At 48.9% G+C, this 21,786-nt stretch carries 19 protein-coding genes and 1 pseudogene; 7 read left to right on the top strand and 13 right to left on the bottom strand.

The genetic code is table 11. From position 1 onward, the window contains the following. Positions 1-21: 21 nt before the first annotated feature. Entirely contained in the window at positions 22-1,902 is a 1,881-nt protein-coding gene (gene recQ / locus ACETK5_RS01800) for a DNA helicase RecQ (RefSeq protein ID WP_127594475.1), read from the bottom strand. 187 nt (positions 1,903-2,089) lie between these two features. Between recQ and ACETK5_RS01795 the strand changes: the two genes are divergently transcribed. From ACETK5_RS01795 to speD, 3 genes are all read left to right on the top strand, one after another. After that, positions 2,090-2,872, top strand: a complete 783-nt coding sequence (locus ACETK5_RS01795; RefSeq protein WP_100539516.1) for an AraC family transcriptional regulator — start codon at positions 2,090-2,092, stop codon at positions 2,870-2,872. Positions 2,873-2,961: 89 nt separating this feature from the next. After that, the gene (locus ACETK5_RS01790; RefSeq protein WP_394054201.1) at positions 2,962-3,423 is read left to right on the top strand and encodes an SRPBCC family protein; all 462 of its coding nucleotides are present in this window, start codon (positions 2,962-2,964) and stop codon (positions 3,421-3,423) included. 376 nt (positions 3,424-3,799) lie between these two features. Beyond that, positions 3,800-4,615 (top strand): adenosylmethionine decarboxylase, encoded by an 816-nt coding sequence (gene speD / locus ACETK5_RS01785; RefSeq protein ID WP_100538986.1) that lies wholly within the window; start codon positions 3,800-3,802, stop codon positions 4,613-4,615. Positions 4,616-4,691: 76 nt separating this feature from the next. Here the strand turns inward: speD and ACETK5_RS01780 are convergent, their stop codons facing one another. Together ACETK5_RS01780 and ACETK5_RS01775 are read right to left on the bottom strand one after the other, a co-directional pair. Continuing rightward, entirely contained in the window at positions 4,692-6,506 is a 1,815-nt protein-coding gene (locus ACETK5_RS01780; protein WP_394054200.1) for a response regulator, read from the bottom strand. A gap of 77 nt (positions 6,507-6,583) precedes the next feature. Then, complete coding sequence (locus ACETK5_RS01775; protein WP_394054199.1) at positions 6,584-7,165, bottom strand: sensor domain-containing protein; 582 nt, start codon at positions 7,163-7,165, stop codon at positions 6,584-6,586. A 326-nt stretch (positions 7,166-7,491) separates the two neighbouring features. Here ACETK5_RS01775 and ACETK5_RS32490 point away from each other — a divergent pair. Then, a pseudogene (locus ACETK5_RS32490) lies at positions 7,492-7,569 on the top strand (rhamnogalacturonan lyase family protein); the annotation flags it as partial. Between the two features lie 150 nt (positions 7,570-7,719). Here ACETK5_RS32490 and ACETK5_RS01770 read toward each other — a convergent pair. After that, positions 7,720-8,526, bottom strand: coding sequence for an MBL fold metallo-hydrolase (locus tag ACETK5_RS01770; protein ID WP_394054198.1), 807 nt, complete (start codon positions 8,524-8,526; stop codon positions 7,720-7,722). A gap of 24 nt (positions 8,527-8,550) precedes the next feature. Beyond that, positions 8,551-9,156: a helix-turn-helix domain-containing protein gene (locus tag ACETK5_RS01765; RefSeq protein WP_394054197.1), complete on the bottom strand. Its 606-nt coding sequence runs from the start codon at positions 9,154-9,156 to the stop codon at positions 8,551-8,553. A 304-nt stretch (positions 9,157-9,460) separates the two neighbouring features. Between ACETK5_RS01765 and ACETK5_RS01760 the strand changes: the two genes are divergently transcribed. Continuing rightward, positions 9,461-9,976, top strand: a complete 516-nt coding sequence (locus ACETK5_RS01760; protein ID WP_100538991.1) for a hypothetical protein — start codon at positions 9,461-9,463, stop codon at positions 9,974-9,976. Between the two features lie 82 nt (positions 9,977-10,058). Here ACETK5_RS01760 and ACETK5_RS01755 read toward each other — a convergent pair whose 3' ends face one another. Both ACETK5_RS01755 and ACETK5_RS01750 read right to left on the bottom strand, forming a co-directional pair. Next, on the bottom strand, positions 10,059-10,913 hold the full coding sequence (locus ACETK5_RS01755) for a VOC family protein (protein WP_326117094.1): 855 nt from the start codon (positions 10,911-10,913) through the stop codon (positions 10,059-10,061). A 224-nt stretch (positions 10,914-11,137) separates the two neighbouring features. Beyond that, positions 11,138-11,581 (bottom strand): Rrf2 family transcriptional regulator, encoded by a 444-nt coding sequence (locus tag ACETK5_RS01750; protein ID WP_394054196.1) that lies wholly within the window; start codon positions 11,579-11,581, stop codon positions 11,138-11,140. Positions 11,582-12,009: 428 nt separating this feature from the next. On the opposite strand from ACETK5_RS01750, the gene ACETK5_RS01745 reads away from it, so the two are divergent. Next, positions 12,010-12,894 carry an LCP family protein gene (locus ACETK5_RS01745; protein WP_394054195.1) on the top strand — a complete coding sequence of 295 codons (885 nt, stop codon included), beginning with the start codon at positions 12,010-12,012 and terminating at the stop codon, positions 12,892-12,894. Positions 12,895-13,028: 134 nt separating this feature from the next. Here ACETK5_RS01745 and ACETK5_RS01740 read toward each other — a convergent pair whose 3' ends face one another. From ACETK5_RS01740 to ACETK5_RS01720, 5 genes are all read right to left on the bottom strand, one after another. Then, a complete protein-coding gene (locus ACETK5_RS01740) occupies positions 13,029-13,193 on the bottom strand; it encodes a hypothetical protein (RefSeq protein WP_164817510.1) in 165 nt (54 codons plus the stop codon). Positions 13,194-13,309: 116 nt separating this feature from the next. After that, positions 13,310-14,230, bottom strand: a complete 921-nt coding sequence (locus ACETK5_RS01735; RefSeq protein WP_394054194.1) for an AEC family transporter — start codon at positions 14,228-14,230, stop codon at positions 13,310-13,312. Positions 14,231-15,526: 1,296 nt separating this feature from the next. Beyond that, a complete protein-coding gene (locus ACETK5_RS01730; protein ID WP_394054193.1) occupies positions 15,527-18,655 on the bottom strand; it encodes a hybrid sensor histidine kinase/response regulator in 3,129 nt (1,042 codons plus the stop codon). A 153-nt stretch (positions 18,656-18,808) separates the two neighbouring features. Continuing rightward, complete coding sequence (locus ACETK5_RS01725; protein WP_100538997.1) at positions 18,809-19,300, bottom strand: hypothetical protein; 492 nt, start codon at positions 19,298-19,300, stop codon at positions 18,809-18,811. A 172-nt stretch (positions 19,301-19,472) separates the two neighbouring features. Next, positions 19,473-20,630, bottom strand: coding sequence for a response regulator (locus tag ACETK5_RS01720; protein ID WP_100538998.1), 1,158 nt, complete (start codon positions 20,628-20,630; stop codon positions 19,473-19,475). 186 nt (positions 20,631-20,816) lie between these two features. On the opposite strand from ACETK5_RS01720, the gene ACETK5_RS01715 reads away from it, so the two are divergent. Then, positions 20,817-21,161 carry a hypothetical protein gene (locus tag ACETK5_RS01715; protein ID WP_394054192.1) on the top strand — a complete coding sequence of 115 codons (345 nt, stop codon included), beginning with the start codon at positions 20,817-20,819 and terminating at the stop codon, positions 21,159-21,161. 59 nt (positions 21,162-21,220) lie between these two features. Here the strand turns inward: ACETK5_RS01715 and ACETK5_RS01710 are convergent, their stop codons facing one another. Beyond that, positions 21,221-21,697, bottom strand: a complete 477-nt coding sequence (locus ACETK5_RS01710) for a GNAT family N-acetyltransferase (RefSeq protein ID WP_394057305.1) — start codon at positions 21,695-21,697, stop codon at positions 21,221-21,223. Positions 21,698-21,786: the final 89 nt, after the last annotated feature.

The raw sequence follows: 21,786 nt of genomic DNA, 5'->3' as shown, positions 1-21,786 counted from the left end.
TCTGCCGGTTATGCCAGCCTATTATTCATAGTCGTACAAGTCGTCACCGTCACTCGATGTGCCCTGACCATTCAGGAAGAATTCCAGGAACGGACGGCCGTATTTACGGAATTTCACTTCGCCGACCCCTTTGACATTCAGCATCTCATCCTCGCTTTGCGGGCAAACCACACTCATCTCCCGCAATGTTGCGTCGTTAAAAATGATGTAGGACGGCACATGCTCTTTGCTTGCCAGCTCACGCCGAATCAAGCGCAGCTGCTCGAACACCGTCTCGTTGACGGCTGACGGCGAATAATCGCGGCGGCTGCCGCTGCGCTGGCTGCCTGCGGCTTTGGAAGGACGCGGAACGCGCTGCATCACTTCGCGCTGCCCTTTTAACACATCGGCCGCCTCGCTTTGCAGTTTCACGACAGGGTATTGGCCTTCCGTCAGCGCCAGGAACCCTTCCGAGATGAGCACATTGATCGTCTCGGATATCTCCTTCTCGGTCCGATTCGACATCACGCCGTAGGTTGGAAGGCGGTCAAAGCCGTATTCCAGCACTTTTTTCGCCCGTGAGCCCTTCAGCACGGAGGCGACCATAGACACGCCAAAGCGTTCGCGCATCCGGTGGATGCAGGAGAAGATTTTCTGCGCATCCACCGTGATATCGACAAGCTCCCGGTCATCCGTGCAGGAGCTGCACGTACCGCAGGGCTTATCTTCGTGCTCTTCCCCGAAATAATCCAGCATCGCGCTGCGCAGGCACCGGGTGGTGTAGCAGTAATCGATCATCTGCTGCAGCTTCCGGTAGTCGTTCTGCTTGCGCTCGCCCTCCTGGGGATTCTGTTCGATCAGAAATTTCTGCGTCATAATATCCTGGGCGCTGAACAGCAGTATGCACTGGCTGGGCTCCCCGTCCCGTCCGGCGCGACCCGCTTCCTGCACGTAGGACTCCATATTTTTCGGCATATTGTAATGGATGACATACCGGACGTTGGATTTATCGATCCCCATACCGAATGCGTTCGTTGCCACAATAACGCGAATATCGTCATAGAGGAAGGCCTCCTGGCTCTCCGCTCGCTCCGCGTCACTCATGCCGGCATGGTATCGCCCCGCAAGAAGCCCCTTGGCTTGAAGGCGCTGGCATAAATCATCCACCTCTTTACGAGTGGCGGCATAGATGATTCCCGGCTGGTGGGTATGCGAGGCCGCATAGTCCAGCACAAACTCCCGCTTGTTCTCACCGCGAAGCACCGACATCTCCAGATTATCGCGTCCAAGACCCGTCACGAACACCTGCGGCTGTTCCAGTCGAAGCAGACGCTGCATGTCCTCCATCACTTCAGGCGTGGCCGTGGCCGTAAAGGCTGCCACAATCGGACGGTTCGGGAGCCCTTTAACAAAAGGAGCGACCGAGAGATAGCTGGTTCGGAAATCATGCCCCCACTGGGATACGCAGTGCGCTTCATCGACAGCCACAATCGAAATGTCGAGACCGGCCATCTCCTCCCGGAACCAATCCAGTTCAAGCCGTTCCGGGGCGACATATAACAGCTTCAGTTCTCCGCGCTTGGCCGCACGTATGCGCTCGTTCACTTCCTTGCCGCTGAGCGTGCTGTTGATATAGGCTGCCGCTACGCCCGCTGTTGTGAGTGCATCCACCTGATCCTTCATTAAGGAAATCAAAGGCGATACGACTAACGTCAGACCCGGACACAGGAGCGCCGGAATCTGATAACAGATTGATTTGCCTCCGCCCGTCGGCATAATCCCGAGCGTATCCTGACCCGTCAGTAGACTGGCAACGATTTTTTTCTGGCCCTCCCGAAAATCAGGATAGCCGTAATATTTCTGCAGATAATCCCGCGCTGTATCCATATTCATCGATTCTCTATCATTTGTTTCCACATTCATGGATAAAAACTCCTTAATTCACCTTGGTTTTCCGTTTCGAAAAGCCTTTATCCTTTAAGTTTAACGGCCTTTCCATGAATGGGCAACCGAATCGGGGAAGGAAATTGCATTCGACAAGGAGAACTTCATAAATGTGGAAAAAGGCTTGCTATCATGTAAAGCCCAAAAAATGAAGTTGGTGATCCTAATGAATGACGCACATACCGAAGCCGTAAATCAAACCATTCAATATATGAAGGAGCATCTGGACGAGCCCATGACGACCGAGCAGCTCGCCGATCTAGTGGGATATAGCCCCTTCCATTTCTCCAGAGTATTCAAACGAGTAACCGGCATATCGCTCAGGCAATACCTGTCCGCGCTCCGGGTTGAATCCGGCAAAATTGAGCTCCTTCAAAGTCCTTCCCTGCTTGTAAAAATCGGAATGAGCATCGGTTTGGCAAGTCCAGGCACCTTCAATACCCGCTTTAAGCAGTTTGTCGGTCTGTCTCCGAAAAGGTTCCGCTCCACCACCGAGTCCCTGCATCGTTACGTGAATCAATATGAGCATAAGCCCTTAGCCTGGGCAGAGGAAGAAAGACATGCTCTGCCCAGAATACATTGCCGGATCGAAGCTCCCGAGGCATTTCGCGGCATGATTTACGTCGGTCTGTTCCCAAGACCCGTGCCTGATCAGAGGCCCGTTTCCGGTACGGCTGTCAATAAGAACCGAACCTGTATCCTAACAGGCATTCCAAACGGCACGTATTATATGCTGGCAGCGGGCATCCCCTGGAGCCTCAATCCACGGGATTATTTTCTGCTGGGCAAATCCTTGCGCGGCAAGCTGGAGGATCCTGTCCATATCGACGAAGGAACCGATCTCGCCGTGAAGATTACCTTGCGCGAGCCTCTGCCCTACGACCCGCCGATTGTTGTCAATCTGCCTTTGCTCTTGTTTGAGAAGGATCGGAATAACAGCGCAAGGTAGAAGAATTTTTGAAGCCCATGTCCATTTATAATGGAACTGCAAGATGCATTATCCGAAAACAATGAGCGCTAAATGATGGAGGAATACATATGACCATTGTTCAAGAAACCGTGATTCAGGCCGATGTGCATCTACTCTGGCGAGCATGGACGGAGTCTGCGAGGATAACCGAGTGGTTTGCGCCGGCTGCGGAAATTGAACCGAAGGCGGGCGGGAAATTCGAGCTTTATTTTAACCCCGCCAATCGTGAATCGATGTGCACCGCAGGTTGCATCCTTTTGCAGTATGACGAGCCGCATATCCTCGTTTTTGAGTGGAAAGGACCCGATCCCTTTGCGGAAACGATGAATCAGGGGAATTTGACCACGGTCAAGGTGTCTTTTAGACCTGAACAGGACGGCGGCACGAGAATCACCTTGGAGCACACGGGCTGGAAGGATACCGAGGCGTCGCTGCAAGCCCGGGAATGGCATGTGGATGCATGGAGAGGCATGCTGGCCAGCTTAAAATCCAACATGGAATCCGGTGAAGGCATTTTATGCTGCCAATAAAGCAAGGTCTTTGATACCCCGCAGCCCTGCCCTCCCGGTTTATACAGCGCGATCCGGGACCCTTTAGCAATATGAACGAACTGCTGGAATTCGCGGAGTAATCGTGACGTTTGGGAAGCATGATGGTTATCGGTAATACAGATCCTATAGGAAAATTATGAAGGGACATGCTGCATGCGCAGGATGTCCTTTTCTTGTTTTATATTCCGAGTCTTGTCTCTATCATTCCAGAACCATCTGTTAATGTTGAACCCGATGCGGGTAAGAACATATTAATGTTAACGCAGAAGGCGACGCGCGGGCAGATTAGGAATCGCCGGTTTCGGAAATAATAGGTACTCGAACTGATATATTAATGACACAAGGGGACATTCATATGGATATGACACCAGAAGAACGCGTTACCCTGCACGGGTTCAACAACTTGACGAAATCGCTCAGCTTTAATATGTACGATGTCTGTTATACGAAGACCCGAGAAGAACGAGAAGCGTACTTAGAATATATTGATGAACAATATAATGCGGATCGACTCACAAAAATATTGAGCCATGTGGCCGAAATCATCGGAGCCCATGTCCTGAACATTGCCAAGCAGGATTATATCCCGCAGGGCGCCAGCGTGACGGTGCTGGTCTCCGAGGGCCCCGTCGTGGAGGTGCCGGAGGAATCCTATGACGAATCGCCGGGTCCATTGCCGGATAACGTGGTGCTGCAGCTGGACAAAAGCCATATTACCGTCCATACGTATCCGGAATTCCATCCGGACGAGGGGATCAGCACCTTCCGGGCTGATATCGACGTGTCGACCTGCGGGGAAATCTCCCCGCTCAAAGCCCTGAACTACCTGATCCACTCCTTTGATACGGATATTATGACGATCGACTATAAAATTCGGGGCTTCACGAGGGATATTCATGGGCACAAGCTGTTTATCGACCATGAGATCAGCTCCATTCAGAACTATATTCCAGACGAAGCCAAGGATTTGTTTGATATGATTGATGTCAACGTATACAAGGAAAACATCTTCCACACCAAATGTAAGCTGAAGCAGTTTGATCTGGACAATTATCTGTTCGGTTATACAAAGGATAAGCTATCCGATGCCGAGCAGCAGAAAATCACCGAGCGCATCAAACTGGAAATGGACGAAATTTATTACGGCAAAAACATGGACCGCAGTTACTGATGATGGACTCCTGATGGGTTTTCATCAACATGTGCTTCTATAGAGGGAACATAAATGAAATAAAACCAGGCTGGGCTCATAAGAGTCCGGCCTGGTTTGCAACTTCTACCGCTTCGTCCCGGTTGCGGACGCCCAGCTTGGCATACAAAGTCGAGGCATAATTCCGCACAGTCCCGTCTGAGAGATACAATTTCATCGCAATCGCCTTGTACCGCAATCCTTGGGAGAGATACTTCAGAACCTCAATCTCCCTTGGTGTCAGATCATATAACTTCAGAAGTGGAGAGGACGCTGGATCGGCTTCGATTACAGATGCTGAGCCACCCTCTTCCTTCATGAAATCGCTCGCTTCCCCATCGAAGAGCTTCGCCGAAATCGCCGGATCCATCAAGGTCCCCCCTCGATACACGATTCGTATGTTCTCGGCAAGTTCACGCGGCTCCATCGACTTCAATAAATAACCGTCCGCTCCGCCTCGCATGGCTTCTACAGCTTTGCCCCTCTGCTCAAATGTGGTGAATATGATAATCTTCACTAACGGCCAACGTTGTTTGATCAACCTTGTGGCTGTAATGCCATCCATCACGGGCATCTCCAGATCCATCAGCACCAGCTGGGGGTTTAGCTTCTCACACATGTCCAAGGCATGTTCCCCATGTTCTGCACGTCCTACCACCTCAAGGTCCTTCTCCGATTCCAGAATAATGCCAAGACTCTCCCTGATAAAAGGTTCATTATCCACCAATATAAGCCGGATGACTTCATCTGCAGGCTCCGAAATTCTAGGCAAGCTGCAGGTCACGACGGTTCCTGCCTCAGGAGTCGAATAAACCGATAATTGGCCTTGATGGCGATAGGCCCTTTCCTTCATGGCGCTTAAACCGAAACCTTCCTGGATTTGCACGCTTCCACTGCCGTTATCCAGAATTTCAAGCCGGGTCTGCTGCAATTCGAATTGAAGCACGGCGTCAACCCTCGTCGCATTACCGTGACGCACACTATTCGTTAAGGACTCCTGAAGACAACGGTAGAAGGTCATTTTGGCTTGCCGGGATACCGGGTACTCTTCACCAAGCACTCTAAGTCCTACCTTTACCCCGGTATTGCGCTCGAAATCCTCTGTCACCTGTCTCAGTGACTGCACCAAGGGAAGCTGCTCTTGCGGTGAATCCAGCTCATGCAAATACCCTCTGACCTCATCCAGGCTTCTCCGCGTCAGTTCCAGCAGATTGGACAGCTTACGCTGAGCTGCTTCATCTGTTTCCGTAGAACGAAGGGTTTCCAAGCCCATGATGACCGCAGTATACGTATGGCCCATCGTATCATGCAGTTCCTTGGACACGCGTTCCCGTTCTTCCAACAGCGTGACCCGCTCGACCTGAGATAAATACTGCTCCAATATCGTATTATGTGTCCGAATCATTTCGTTCTGGCTGTAGTTGGCCATCAACAGATGAAAGGCAAATCCTAAAGCAAACGCAAAAGCAACATGCTCGATCATCAGTATCAAATCCGTTGACGGGGCATACAGCTTGATCAGTATTGGAACCAAGATAGCCGCAAGGGGGCCTGTCCATCTGTACGTCGTTCCATAGCTGTTCGCAGCCATCAGAAAAGCCGGAATGATAAACGACAAGTAGGCCCCCGGGAATAAGGAAGTCAAATATACGGCGATTCCGCCTGATAGTAAGACCTCGGTGATCAAATATGCTTTATGATTCAGAAGCAGGCACAACCAGGGTATCGAGAAGGCTGCCAATTCCCACATGACGACGATCCATAACGCTACGGTAAACTGGTTCCTGAACTCTATACATGTGATGATCAGGGAGATGCAGCCCATCATGCGAATAAAGAGCATCGCCCAGTCGTACCACTTCCATTGTTTCACTATATCAAACAAAAGCTTTCACTCCCTGCAGTTCCTTCACGGTTCCTCCCTAATATGACACGGCCCCAACAGTGTGTCTACCTCCAAACCGAAAACATCCACTGCGTGTACCGGCCTGTCCATCTCGCCGCTCCCTTAGCCGCCCATGACCCTGCATAAGCAAACAGAAGGCCGGCTCCCATCATAAGCAGGGACTTGGGCAAGGTATCGATGCGAATATGTCCTACGTTGATATCCGCAAAGGAACTGATACATGGGGCCAATATCCATAGAATGGGAACGATAAAGAAGATAACGGCACTGAACAAACTAGCGATGCCAACGATAAACTTCAGCATGAGTACCGATACGGCTTTCCAATTTCGGATGTCGGACAGCTCCACTTTAGCCTGACTCCAGTAGGAGCCGGATGATGTTCTCTTCATAACAGGTTCGATCGTTATGTCCGTATAAAACTTCGCCTGAATCCGATCGTAATTCATGAAGGTCCGTGACGTTCGCATGACAAAGGTGAGGACCGGTATCCCGATCAGGGTGAAACTCATGCTGAAGCCAAATACAAGGCCTACAAGATAGTAGCAAAAGTAAAACACTCCAGTTCCAAAAGTCAGCATCAAAAAACAAAAGTTTAGCAGGTACTCCCTCAGCCATTTCTTCATAGATTAGACTCCTTTCATGTCTTATGACCTTGATATTTCTGTATCCTACTGCATTCGTTGTCATGTGCAACAGTGTCAAAATGTCATATGACACGCCTTCCTAAAGAAGTGACCGAATGTTACTGCCCGATATGACACACCATCAGCCATACTGTGGGAGATCAAGCCGTTCGCTCATTGCTCGGAGTTCCGGATGAAGCATGAGGTCAATAAGCCCTGTACCCCTCGGTGCAAGGCTTATTGAGCTTCTCTTTTTTATGTATGGCTACCGGAATAAACTCTGTTTTTTTGTATGTTGTCATTCTCTAATGTTCCATACAATGAAAGTTTTCGGTGATTGGAGAGAAGAACTGGTGGTCCGGGCCACAGACAGCTCGGCCCTCCGGATCTACCTGAGCACCGAGCGCGGATGGATTTGTCGTACCACGCCGAGATGCTCATCAACATGTGGAAGTAGCTTATCTTCTGAGAGAATCGTTTTTGCGTAAAAAAAGCCGTCCTCCGGATCCAGATTACTTCGGATCTGCAGGCGGCTCTTTCTTATAACGGTGCTATTAAAATTGAACCGAAAATCCGTTGAACCGGTGAATGCCCGTTCCAAATCGGACAAGGTCTTTTTCCCGCAGCTCTCGAACCGCCTCTTGAACCACGGCCAGCAATGCCGGGTCCAGTCCAAGTGTATTGTGAGAACCATAAATTCGCTTTACGCCACCGAGATTCGCGATCCGTTCCAGTGAGTTTACGAGATCCTCCGGACTTGTCGTTGGATAAAAAGCATATACCGGTGTCTCATCATACAATAAATCCCCTGTGAACAAGTAACCTCGGTTTGTATCCAATACCGCGATATGCCCGGGAGAATGGCCCGGTGTGTGGTAAATGACCAGACTTCGTCCGCCAAGCTCGATGACGTCTCCATCCCGAAGCAGGCCGGTCGGCTGCCCCTGATAAGGGGTATAGGTTGCCGGATCAAAGGAAGCTGGTACCGGCCTCGTGATATCGCGTGATATGTCCTTGCGGATTTGTTCAATGGAAAGCTTCTGAATGCCGCTGACGAGCCAGTCTTCCTCAGCCTCATGCACATAAATCTCCCCGTACTGCCCATGACCGCCGATATGATCTGCGTGAACATGCGTGGTTAGCACGATCATAGGTAAATCCGTCAGCTGATCCGTCATCCGCCTCATGTTGTCGATGCCAAGGCCCGTATCGATCAATGCAGCACGCTCGTTCCCTATCAACAGAAACGAATGCACCTTCTCCCAATGTCCGTATTCACTGATTGCAAACGTGGCTTCATCCAGCTGCGATACGGTAAACCATGCATCATCGATAACGACGTTATATTGATTATTCTCCATATGTACTTACTCCCCCATCAAGGATTATCGAATGGTGATATCCTCCTGATCATCTTGAAATGCGATCAACGACATATAGTAATTCTTTTCTTCTGCGGACAAAGGCGTACTGCCTGTTTTGGCCGTCTCCATCGTGAAGTGTTTATTCATGAGCTGCTTGAACTCGTCCACAAAAGCATGGAAGCTCTCCTTTGTTGCATGAAAGCGGTAGGTTCCCGCAATGTTTTTCCTGTGGTGTTCGCTCGCGCTGTTCAAGGTAAAGGAGGAGGCCGGTGCGTTCTCGATTTTCGTCCGGGTAACCTCGAGCGTCTCCATAAATACCTGTCTGGACGTTTCCACCAAATCCAGGCTTGGCAGCAAATGATCCTCCGGTATGAAGCGGCTTGCGACGGCACGATAGTATTTCTGCACGATACCGTTCTTCTCTTCCTTCCGCACCACATGAATGATGCCGTGCTTCTCCAGCTCCTTCAGATGAAAGTAGATATTGTTCCGTGTAATGTCCAGTATCTCGGCTAGCTGCTGTCCAGTGTAGGCATCCTTCACGAGATTCATCAGTATCTTGGTACGCAGTGGATCGGCAATCGCTTTGAGCTGTTCATGGGTTTTAATTTTATAGACACCCGTCATGTTTATTTTAACACCTCCATATATTTTACCGGTAAATTTATTTTTACTGTTACTTGTGTTCATCCTATCATGACTTTTACCCGTGGGTCAATCTTGCTGCTCCTAGGATTTTTCGGTTCTACGCAAATTGGAAATCGAGCGTGGGTCAACATGATACGATTAAGGCAATACTGTTATAAAACGAAGGAAATCACGCAGAGAGATCGCGGCTTATAGGCCCAGTATGTTGCCCTTCAACACCTGAATTGTGATATATTATTCCCAATCGTATGTATGTCATTATGATGTTCAAAGGATGTGCCTCATGTTTGACCCGACAATATTCGAAAATTTAAAGGTTGGCATCGAAAATGCGGTCTACGACCTCGACAACCTCGATGAAATCATTCGTGTTACCGATCGAAAGGATCTTCTGGATATGGCGACGTTGTCCAGAAGCTTTAGCCTCCGGTTCGAGCTGGCTGCGCAATCCACGACTTCGGCCGAAATTTGCCTGGAGACCGGGCTCCGGGATTTGGCGGCCGAGATTTTGGAAATTCCGGAGGGTCAGCCGGCCTGCGAGCTGAAGCTCCGCTTTCATAAAAACATCGCTGATGCTTCCATAGCTTGTCCGGCTATCACCAAGATCATAAAGGAGATATGGAATCCGGAGCTTCCGCCGCTGCAAACGTTACGGTACACCTACAGCGATGATCCGGCACCGCTCCACAACACGATCGAGCTTCGCTTTCCCCGCAGGATCAACGAAGAACAGATGGGAGATATCCCGAATATATTGGAGTTCATGCTTCGGACGCTGGAGGAATTAGATCGGATATAATTTCCTTGATAAAGATAACGGATAGCTCATAAAAATAGCCTGCCCGCTAACATAGCGGACAGGCCTCTTCGACTTATATTATTTAAGCAACAACCAATCGGATCCAGATATCCGAGGGATCTTGAACGGCCCAGACACCATCGCGCTGCTCCAGGCGCAGCCCCGCCTCACGGATGCGGCCGGTTACCGCCTCAAGCTCCTCATGGCTCGGAAGCTCAATCGTATAATCTTCCATACCCGCAGCGCTCCGTGGAGTGTTCGGTACACCGAGTCCTGCCCAAACATTGAGCCCGATATGGTGATGGTATCCTCCTGCGGATATAAACAACGCAGCGCCTCCATAATGGGCTGTCAGCTCAAAACCCAGAACATCGCAATAAAATACGCGGGCATCGTGCAGGTCGGACACATGGAAGTGTACATGCCCGATAACGGTCCCTTCAGGAAGTCCATACCATTCCTTGTCCTTGGAGAGAGCCAGCAGCCCCTCAACATCAACAGGATCCGTGGTCATCACATATTCTCCTTTGGCATCACGCTTCCAGGTATCCCTTGGTCGGTCGGCATAAATCTCGATGCCGTTTCCGTCCGGATCATTAATGTACAATGCTTCGCTGACCAGATGATCGCCTTGGCCGACAGGAATGTTATGCGCGATCAGGTTGGCAAGCGCAAGCCCGAGCGATTCCCGATTCGGAACCAGGATCGCAAAATGGTATAGACCTGCCGTCCGGGTCTGCGGTCTTACCAAATCATGAATCTCCTCTACAATCAGCAGCGGCTGCTTCCCGTCTGCCGTCAATTCGGCAATACGGCCATGCTGGCGAAGCATTTTCAAACCGACGACTTCCGTATAAAAGCGTACGGATTGTGCCAGATTACTGATCCGCAAAGAGACCGGTCCGAGCTTTGTGGATGGATGTATAATAGCTGTCATATTCTCACTCCTTGAATGGTGTTGTTTGTTTTGTTCATTACATATATTCAGGTCAACGAGAGGCTCAACTTGTAATCAAATCAGTTACATCTTACTTGTAATCATTATAGTTACAGGACAACCTCTTTGTCAAATCCAGTAATTTACAGGTGAACCAAAGAGTCTCCAATGGTTGGCCAAAAGAAAACGCCCATCCTACATAGGATCGAGCGTGTGATCTTCGCTTATTCATTTGATGTTTCATTCGCAGAGGCATAAATTTTCCGGACGATATCTTCCAGATCCACCTCATGCAGCGTGTTCTCCATGGCCTTCTGGGCGGCTGAAAAAACCGGAACGATGGCCGTTTGAATATGTTTGCCAACAGGACATTTCGCGTCTGAATTCGCATGAATGCCAAACAGGGAATCCTCCTGCACGACATGAACGGCATGATAAATATCCAGCAGCGTAATCTCGGACGGATGCTTTGCCAGCTTCGCTCCCGCTACGCCAGGTTTAACCTCGACCAGGCCCGCTTTGCTCAGCATGCCTACAATGCGCCGGATAACCACCGGATTCGTGTTCACACTCTCCGCAATATAATCTGAGGTACTGACGCCAGCCTTATTCATCTCCAGCACGGAGAGAATATGAATGGCCACTGCAAATCGGCTGCTTATGTTCATGTGACCCCTCCTGACGGACCAAATCTTCAGATGATTAGCATGTAACCATCATAGTTACATTAACCCCTAAAGTCAACGGTGAAGCCGCTGTCCTATAACCCAAAATCAGGTGTTACATATACAAATTTCAAAATATATGGGATATAATGTAATTTTATGTTGATTTTCCTGAGTTTTTCACTATAATTATCACAAATGTATTGGTAAATTCACCCTATTTAAACATAATCCAGCATCCCTGCATGATCCCAAAACATTCAAGGAGGAAATCCATGGATCCCAGCCAAAATCGAAACGAAACGTATCCTATCAGACGTCCTCGAAAATCTAAACACCATATCAAACTCAAAAAATGGATAGGAATATCCTTATCTATACTGATTCTCTTAGGCGGACTAGGTTATATTTTCAGAAAAGAATTGTCCTGGATGGTGTTTCATGCTTTTTTCGCGAAAGATATCAAACATACGCTGGACCGGTCCTACAAACCTGTTGACAATCCTGATTCGTCCGAGCCTGTTGCCGAGGCAACGAAGCCATTCTCGGTCTTGCTTCTGGGCGTTGATCAACGCGAGGACGAGCCTGCCCGCTCCGACACGATCATCTACTCTGTCATCCGGCCAGACCTTAATAAAATATTGCTCGTCTCCATTCCCAGGGATACATATACTGAAGTCATCGGCAGGGGAGTTACCTCCAGAATCAACTCCGCTTACGCCCACGGCGGCGCGAAAATGGCTATCGACACGGTTGAGCATCTGTTTCAGCACCCTGTCGATTATTATGCGGCCATCAATTTCTACGGATTAACGGATATCGTCAATGCGTTGGACGGGATTAAACTCCCCATCGATAAAGTCATCGAGAACAAGAAGGCGAGTCACATCAAATTGCGGATCGAGCCCAACAAGCCGATTTACGATGGCACAGATGCATTAAATTATGTCAGATACCGGGAAGATTCGGATTTCAACCGCACCATGCGTCAGCGCATATTCCTCAGCTCCTTAATGGATCGGGTATTCGAATTGAAAAATATAACGAAAATTCCGGAGTTGATTCATATCGGAGGCAGCAATCTTACGATGGACTTAAACTCCGATTTCATTCTCAATCTGGCCGAAAACCTATTTTTTAATGACTCCCCACCTACATTTGAGAATTACATGCTGAAGGGAAAAGATTTAGTGATCCGCGGCGATTACTTCTATGATCCGGACGATTCGGACATCCGGTATATTCAAGAACTGCTCGCCAACTGGTCTGATGAAGAGACCAAGCTGGAAGATTTGATGATCCCAGCTGCGAAGTAAAGCTCATCACTCCAGGCTAGGTGAATCGCCTGACCAGAAGGTGAAACTTGCATAAAAAAGCCGATCCATGATAAAAAACCTCTCTTTCGCGTTCCACGAAAGGGAGGCTTTTTAACGAATACCATCTGCTCCATTTAGAACATCGGAAATACGTATTTGATAAGGAAATACAAGAATCCAAAGAAGATAATCAGATAAGCAACATACTTAATCAACGTAGATGCTACCCTGCTGGAGTCGTTACGCTCCTCGATATTTCGGGTTTCGATCTCCACGTCTCGGTCACGCTGCCTGCTCATAGTCTCCACCTCCATCCGATTCAGTAGTTGCAGATGATGGTTATTTCTTGACGCTTACTACTCTTTACACACACGTCTTGAGATTGAACCAATCTTCAGGCCAGGAGATGGCAGGCTTAGAGAAAACCGATCATAGCAGGCAGAACGATAAAGGAAGCCAGTGTGGTCCACAGAATGCACCTGGATACCAACTTGGGTGCGGCATCGTATTCTTCGGCAAGGATTACCGCGTTCACGGCTGCAGGCATCGCCGACAAAATCAGGATAACCGCAAATAATGTTCCCTCAATGGATAAAATCGCGAGCAATCCCCATGCCACCAATGGGCCCACCAGCATTCGCATCGCCATGCCCGACCAGAATCCACGCTTGGAGACGGCGGAAGCGCCGCTCTCACGAACCCCCACCATCTGGGCTCCTAGGATGACAAGAGCCAGCGGCGCATAAGCCGCGGACAGCATGGAAACGCCGGTATTCAACCCTTCTGGAAGCTGAAAGTCCGTCAGCCGGAAGAGTACGGCGAGTGCCGCCGCGTAGACCGAGGGGAGAGTAAACACTGATTTGATCGCCTTTACAGCTGAAAAATGAGATCTCGCTGCCAGATACACCCCTAATGTATTCATAATGATAATCTGTACGATGACATACACAGAAGCTTTATCCAGCCCTGCTTGCCCGAAGGCAAGCAGGACAAGGGGAAGCCCGTAATTCACGCTGTTGGTAAAAATAGTGGTCAAGGCGAGCCCCGATTTCTCTGTCTGGGACAAGCCCAGCATTTTACCGGCTAAGGCACTCAGCGCCCATAGGGCGATCACATTCAACAAGCAAAATGCAACCGTTACCGTGACTTCATTCGAGGTAATCGAAGCCTTTTCCAGCGTCTCGAAGATCAGAGCCGGGCTCAACACATATAAAGACAGGGCCGAAAGCCCCTTGGTTTCAATGCCCTTGAATCGCTTGAGCAGTGCTCCGCCGATGACGGGCAGCGATATGGGCAGGAAAACACTATAAATCGTAACTAAGAAAGAAGAGATCATGAGGTCCACCTTTATTCAAAGTAAAAAGTCTTGATCCGCCGCGGTTGTCATTTCAACTAACGTATCCCGTTGATTGAGCCAAAATGATCGATTATTTTCACTTTAGGAAACTTAATATCTTCTGACGGATTTATAATCGCCAGAGCCTGATGATCCACCCGTTTTCCGTTGATCTTTACGTCGCTTCAAGAGATGGCTTCTTTGTCATAAGGTCGACGGCCATCGGAAGCATGCCCCGGGCCACGCAACGTGCGCACAGAGAACTGTACGCACAGGGAGTAGTGCGCACAGGGAGCAGTGCCACGTTGTACAGTCAGCAGCGCGCACAGGGAGCAGTGCCCACGGGCACAGGCAGCAGCGCGCTCGGTGCACAGGCATTAGATCAACTCCGTGCGGACCGTGATTCCGCTATTTGTAAGCAAAGGTGCTAAACATAAGGTTAAGCGGACACGTGTTCCGCTATTGCCGGCATATTACACCATAAAATAGGGAAAAGCCGAGAATAACGGATTAGGTGTCCGCAAAGCCTTGAATTTGGCACAGTTGTTGGAAAATAGCGGACCTCCTGTCCGCATACATCCGTGCACATTGCACATCATCAGCGCATATTGCACATCATCAGTACACATTGCCTATCATCCGTGCATATTGCACATCATCAGTGCACATTGCACATCATCAGTGCATTCTGCACAGTCATCAGGCGCATATTGCACATCATCAGCGCATATCGCACATCATCAGCGCATATCGCACAGTCATCATCGCATTCTGCACATCATCAGTGCACATTGCACATCATCAGCGCATATTGCACATCATCAGCGCATATTGCACAGTCATCAGCGCATATTGCACATCATCAGCGCATATCGCACATCATCAGCGCATATCGCACATCATCAGCGCATATCGCACAGTCATCATCGCATTCTGTACATCATCAGCGCATATTGCACATCATCAGCGCATATTGCACATCATCAGCGCATTCTGCACATCATCAGCGCATATTGCCCATCGATTGTCCGACGTTTATATGATTGAATCGGTGCTGTCATTTCCCCCTCTTTCGGGAAAATGGTGATATTCATGGGTAATAAGAGCGCGACGGTTGATCCGGATTCAAGACCGGGAATTCGGTTACGTAAGTTTTATTTTTTGCCATCAACTAACTACGTCTCCGTATCTTCCCTAGGAATAATGTACATGGATCATTATCTCTCCATCCTAACCCATACCTCAAGGATTCGTCCAAGATTCATAGACTATAGGTTTAATAGGCTTAGGCTTTCATTATGCCATCTTCCTGATGACAAACGACACCGTGGTTCCTCTGTCCCTTGTGCTGTCGATCATGAGCCCTTGCCCATAGACTTGCTTCAAACGCCGATCCGTGTTCATAAGGCCGACTCCCTTGCCGGTACGCTGTCCGCTTCCCAGCATTAAGCGGAGCTTCTCGGGATCCATCCCGGCACCATCATCCGCAATAATGACCTTGGCGGATTCAGCTTCACTTACGATGCGGATGGTTACGGTGCCTCCCTGGGTCCGCGCCAATACCCCGTGAACGACCGCATTTTCCACAATCGTCTGCATGGTCAAAGGGGGAAGCTTCCACTGCTGAACAGCGACTTCCTCGGAAATATGCCAACGGACACGCAGCCGTTCCCCAAACCGCTCCCCCTCGATATACAGGTATGAGCGAACCAAGCCAAGCTCCTGCTCCAACGGGATAAAACGCTCCAAATTGCTGATATCGTAGCTGGCTCTCAGATAGTGGCTGAATTCTCCAATCAGCGCAATCATCCGGGAAGGATCAATCTCACTAAGAGAAGCGATCGAATTTAAGGTATTGTGCAGAAAATGCGGCTGGATTTGAGCCTGGAGCCAAGCCGCTTCCATATGCAGCCGTTCTTTAATGGACCGCTTCAGCTCCAGCAGTGCGCGTACCCTTGTTTTTAATTCAAGATGATCCACCGGCTTTATTAAATAATCGTTAGCTCCGGAGATGAAGCCCATATGGATATCCTCAGGCCGGTTTCTTGCAGTTAGCAGCAGAATCGGAAGCTCCGATATCATATACCTCTGCCGAATCGTCCTGGACAATTCATATCCTGACATCTGGGGCATCATCACATCGGATATGATGAGATCCCATTCTCCCTGCTCCAATAATTGAAGGGCTTCCTCAGCCCGGGTAACGGTCACGATCTGATACCCTTCGTCTTCAAGCAAATGATGGATAACTTTTAGGTTAACCGGATCGTCATCTACGATAAGCAGCCTGCCATCGGTTTGACGAGAAAGCTTCTTAGCCTCGGATTCGGCATCATCCTGTTTATCTGACATGTTAGATAGCCTCTCCTTCTCTTTCTCTGAATTTGAAGCCGAGGAGCCCGCAATAAACTCCTGTTTATCCGTATTCTCCTGCCTCATCATATCGTCCACTTTCAACGTGAACGTAAAGGAACTCCCCTGTCCCGGAGCCGATGACACCGAGAGTTCTCCTCCATGCAGCTCAACCAGCTGCTTGCAGATGCTCAGTCCAAGCCCCAACCCGCCTCCCGCCGCGGCAAAGCTGGAGTCTCCCTGCTCATAGGGAAGGAATATCCGTCTTAATGTCTCTTCGTCCATCCCCATCCCCGTATCAAGAACGTGGACGCAGGCCCTTCCATCAACGACATCGGCAGCCACCGCGATCCGGCCTGACTCCGTATATTTGATTGCGTTGTGAATCAGATTGAATACAATCTGAACCAAGCGGCTTTCATCCGCCCATACCTTGGGAAAGTCATCCGCGATCTCGCATACGAGCTCGATTCGCTTGCCCTCCGCCATCGGACGGAGCATATCCAGCACGCCTTGTGCAGCCGAACCGAGATGGATGCTCTGCACATTCAACCGGATCCGCTTGTCCTTCAATAACGAAACATCCAGCAAGTCATCCAACAGCAGCGACATCCGCCTGCCAATGCCGGTAATGAGCTCCAAGTGATTGCGATCCTCTTGCTGAAGTAAACTCCCTTTGCGTTCCAGCAGCGTTTGCGCCATATTAATCATGCCATGCAGCGGATTTCGCAGCTCATGGGACGTATTGGCCAGAAATTCATCCTTCATCTTGTCTGCCCGCTGCAGCTCCTCTGCCTGTTCCCTCAGCACCACAGTGTTTCGGGCAAACCGGATAAACCAGAAGGAAGCAAATCCGAGAAACGCAGCGATCAGGTCAATCGGGTAATAAGGCAGCTCCTTAAAATACCGAAACCTTAAAATTCCGCTTAGGATAATGTTGCAGGAAACCGCAACCGCCGACAGCAAGATAAATATGGCCGCTTCCGTCCGCTCGCTGACCGCCTTCCTGGCAATCGAAGGCAGGAACAGCACCGAACTTATTAATACTAATGATAAATAAGTAGAGAGATGCACCATCAGATGAAACGGCAGCAGCAAATAGGCGACGGCATACGAAACCACAAAGATCGTATAGGCCCGGTAAAATCCTTCTTTGATTTTCGGTCGGAGCAAGTGCTTGGTGCACAGAATCAAACATAAGGATATAGCCACATAAGCAACAACCTTAAGCTTCACTGACCATTCGAAACGGATAGCCGGCTGCCAAACGAGCAGGAGCTTATCATCGTCAACCAGCGTAGCCAGCAGCGTAAACAGGATAAGAGCCGCAAAATAAAACAGGCCTTTATTCCGATAGCCGATTAGATACAGAATGAAGACATACATGACATGAAGAAATAGCACAATGCACACCAGCAGCTGCATGTTCTCCGAGAATGCTTTCCCCTTCATCACCGCTTCAGCTGTCCCAAATTTGATCGGCAGCTTGATGCCGCCTGAATCGGCATATTGATAATTGCTCACTTCCAGGATGATATCCATCTCTTCATTGGCAGCTGGAGGGATGAGTTCGACATGGGGTACGATTCTTGCCACATGGGTCTCCGGCTCATCGGAGGGATGACCGGATTCGTACAATAACTCGCCGTTTACATACAAACGATAGGCCGTACGGATATCGGTAATCCAGAGGCCGTAAGCTACGTTACGTTCCGGTATGAGCAGCTTGAGACGATAGGTTCCAAAGCCGATTTGGTTCCCGTTCTCGTTTACGCCTTCCCATGGACCGGGAACCTGTATCCAGCGCGGATCTGCGACAGGCTGCCGCTCCCCTTGAGATAATCTATCCGGGCCCATCCACTGATTCGGATAAAAGGCCCATTCCCCGTTCAGCGCGACCGTATTCCGTGAATCCGCCTGCCAATCCCGAAGATCCAGCACGCCTTGCTGAAACGGAACTTCCTCAGGGATCATGATGATTTTAAAATACGCCAACCGCACGGAAAGTAAGATGACAATAAACAGAAAAGTAATCCCCAGCAGCCTGCTGCCGGAGATCGGTTTCGATTTCAAGTTGGAATAGGTCGACAATAATAACAGTCCCTTTTAACATATTGTAAAAAAATCAACAACACTACATAACTGTCCATTATTTTACATCGTTACGGAGCTGTTGTCTGTTCCTTTTCCATAAAGTCCAATAAATAAACGGGCCGGGTCAGGCCCCTATACAAACGATAAGGTCTTGCCCGGACGCTGCAGCGGCTGGTGCGGACATAATTCCGCAGCGGATACATACTTCACCGTATAGTAAGAGTAGAATCTTTTTCTCCCGGATGCTTCATAGATCCACGAAAAAAAGTCGAAAATTGAATCATCCACCCATTTTCCGTTGTACTCGATTAACGACCGCAAATAGGGAATTTGGAGTTTCACTCCCCCGTCCCACATGAAGATAAATGTGTTAACCTCGGCATTTTTTTGCAACAAAAAATGAACGGTACGGTCATCCAGCAAGTACTTTTCCTGACCACACAGAAATACCGGACCCTCATCCGTAGCAACGATGCCAATCCGCTTGCCGTTGAAGTGAACATAGAAACCTCTGCAATGCTGGAGGTCCTTCTCCGCATCAAGCTCGATCTCCCGAAACGTTCCAAGCTCCAAACCCATGGCCTTATGCAGCGAAGATTCCTTAAATTTCCGAATGAATTTCATAACCGAATCATGTACCTCCCGATTGTTATGGTTCACTCCATAGTATAGGAGACCATCCTCTACAATTTCTGAACAACCACCGGAAGGACCACAGATTCGGGCAGCAATATACAAAAAATCACCGGTTGAACAACCGGTGATTTCATATCGTATGCGGGCTTGGCTATTAGATCTATTTCATATTAGTGACTTGGATTCCATTACTCCATTCATCGTACCATTTCACAATGTAAGGGCTGGGCTCCTCGCCCATCTCATCTTCTAACACCTGACACAGAAGACTGAATTGACGGTGCACCTGGGCTGGGTTATCCTGCAAAGCATATATTTTCATCAATGAAAAATAAGCCTTCTCCTCCAGGGAGTGCTGTCTCTGGATCGAGAAGTAGCATAATATGGCTTCATCGATGCGTTCCTGATCCACATACCATTCCGCCATGGACAAAGAAACGCTAAGCCACAGCTCCTTCAGCCTTTGACGCTCCCCTTCTGCCCACCAATAGTCATATTCCTGCAGATAGTCTCCCGTGTACAACTTCATCATTTCAATATGTCCTTCAATGGACTCGGCCGACACGGAGGGATTTGACATCAACCAGTTCTCCCACTCCTCAATATCCAGCTGCACGCCTTCGATATTCAGCACATAGCCTTCCGTCGTGTTGGTGATTTGGAATCGGGTATCAAAAGGCTCCAGTGTTTTTCGGATATGATAAATGGCCGTGTACAGCTGGGGATAGGCTTTATCCATATCAAACTCCGGCCATAACATGTCGATCAATGCCGACTTTCGTACAAGCTGTCCTCTATGCTGAAGCAAATAGATGAATATCTCCTGAGCCCGGGTCGTCCGCCAATGAAGCAGAGCGAATTGCCCCTGCTCATTCGGCTGCTCGATCATAACCTGGCGAAACATTGTCATCCGAATGTTACGATGGGGCTCCATGACCTCTTCCGGCCTGGAAGCTATGCGGCTTCGCAAACGCTCCATCGTTTTGGCGACTCGATCCATCTGGACAGGTTTAACAATATAGTCTACAGCATTCAATTCAAACGCGGTGACTGCATATTCGTGATACCCCGTCACAAATACAATACAGAGATGAGGCTTCTGCTCAAGCAGCTGCTCTGCCAGCTCAATGCCGTTCAATTCCGGCAAGCTGATGTCCAAAAACACGATGTCGACGTCCCTTGCAAGTATTTCGTTTCGTCCTTCATAGGGATTCGTATATGTACCTATTACATCTATAGACAGGGTATCCAGTTTTAACAGCTGACGTTCTAAATATTTCAAGGCCAACGGTTCGTCATCTACGAGAATTACCTTCATTCATATTACTCCTTGGATTGGAAAAATACGGTCACATTTAACTATATTGATTCCTTCGCATGGTTGCAACAAGCGAAAGCATGTTTATCACAATATACTCGTTATTTTTCCTCTTGAAAAACTCACAATACCAAGTATAATACTTGGTATAAAGATGATTAGCAGTTTGCTGAGGGGGCTTTCAACTTGGATCAATGCGATAAAGAACCGACATCTCTGACCCTCGATGATTATCTGGATCTTCTCGGTTTGGCTATTCGCTTAGAAGATCGGAAGTGGCAAGCAGACATTATTCGTACACTTCATCACTTGCAGGAACCGCAGGGCGAGAACCAAGTGAAGTCGGAGGAATGCACGGAACAAGAGCTGTGGCAATGCGTGAACCAAATCAATGACCGCATGTTTGCCCTGTACAATGAACTGAAAGCAACAGATGATCAAGATATGCAGCGGAAGCTGCTGGACCAGATGTGGGAACTTAAAATTGCCCGGGTTGTGGTTTTCCGCAAAATACGCTCGATATATCAATAAAAACAAAGACGATACTCCGGAAGGAGGTATCGTCTTTGTTTGTTATTGATGACCCTGCGTTATGATAAATCCAAATAATAATACGCAAATTCTTCATCCTGCACATACCCTGCGGATTCATACAAATGCTGAGCAGGCACGTTATGAAGCTGCGTGGACAGGGTCAGCCCCTTGGCTCCGGTCTGAAGGGCGTGCGTTTGGGCTTGATGGAGCAGTTTCCTTCCGATACCAAGCCCGCGATATTCGGAATCCACGTACAGGTCATTCAAGATCCACAACCTGGACATCGATAGCGATGAGAAGGATGGATATAACTGTAGAAAGCCAGCCGTGACCAGGGTTCCCCCGCTATTGCAATCCGCTAAATAAATTACGGAATCGCCTTGGGTCAGCCTCTCCCTGATATATTGCTCGGCCCCATTCCAATCAGCTTCCCGCTTATAGAATTGACGATACTGATTAAACAGAGCGGCTGCCTTGTCCAGATCCTTCCGTTTTGCTTGATATATATGAATCTCTGTTTTCAAATCACGCACATCCTTTACATCCGACATTACCCCAAGCGTACTAGATGGCGGCAAGGGTTTGGAATGCAGAAAACCACGAATGGTTTGCACGCAACTTC

It is taken from the genome of Paenibacillus ilasis, assembly GCF_043195395.1.
GTDB classification, from domain to species: Bacteria; Bacillota; Bacilli; order Paenibacillales; family Paenibacillaceae; genus Paenibacillus_AQ; species Paenibacillus_AQ lautus.
Note: the sequence above shows the minus strand (reverse complement) of the source record. Positions and strands in the feature narration are given on the sequence as shown.

Coding starts and splice junctions, on each gene's coding strand:
- recQ (WP_127594475.1), bottom strand. CDS start 1,902: ATGAATGTGGAAACAAATGATAGAGAATCGATGAATATGGATACAGCG.
- ACETK5_RS01795 (WP_100539516.1), top strand. CDS start 2,090: ATGAATGACGCACATACCGAAGCCGTAAATCAAACCATTCAATATATG.
- ACETK5_RS01790 (WP_394054201.1), top strand. CDS start 2,962: ATGACCATTGTTCAAGAAACCGTGATTCAGGCCGATGTGCATCTACTC.
- speD (WP_100538986.1), top strand. CDS start 3,800: ATGGATATGACACCAGAAGAACGCGTTACCCTGCACGGGTTCAACAAC.
- ACETK5_RS01775 (WP_394054199.1), bottom strand. CDS start 7,165: ATGAAGAAATGGCTGAGGGAGTACCTGCTAAACTTTTGTTTTTTGATG.
- ACETK5_RS01770 (WP_394054198.1), bottom strand. CDS start 8,526: ATGGAGAATAATCAATATAACGTCGTTATCGATGATGCATGGTTTACC.
- ACETK5_RS01765 (WP_394054197.1), bottom strand. CDS start 9,156: ATGACGGGTGTCTATAAAATTAAAACCCATGAACAGCTCAAAGCGATT.
- ACETK5_RS01760 (WP_100538991.1), top strand. CDS start 9,461: ATGTTTGACCCGACAATATTCGAAAATTTAAAGGTTGGCATCGAAAAT.
- ACETK5_RS01755 (WP_326117094.1), bottom strand. CDS start 10,913: ATGACAGCTATTATACATCCATCCACAAAGCTCGGACCGGTCTCTTTG.
- ACETK5_RS01750 (WP_394054196.1), bottom strand. CDS start 11,581: ATGAACATAAGCAGCCGATTTGCAGTGGCCATTCATATTCTCTCCGTG.
- ACETK5_RS01745 (WP_394054195.1), top strand. CDS start 12,010: ATGGTGTTTCATGCTTTTTTCGCGAAAGATATCAAACATACGCTGGAC.
- ACETK5_RS01740 (WP_164817510.1), bottom strand. CDS start 13,193: ATGAGCAGGCAGCGTGACCGAGACGTGGAGATCGAAACCCGAAATATC.
- ACETK5_RS01735 (WP_394054194.1), bottom strand. CDS start 14,230: ATGATCTCTTCTTTCTTAGTTACGATTTATAGTGTTTTCCTGCCCATA.
- ACETK5_RS01725 (WP_100538997.1), bottom strand. CDS start 19,300: ATGAAATTCATTCGGAAATTTAAGGAATCTTCGCTGCATAAGGCCATG.
- ACETK5_RS01720 (WP_100538998.1), bottom strand. CDS start 20,630: ATGAAGGTAATTCTCGTAGATGACGAACCGTTGGCCTTGAAATATTTA.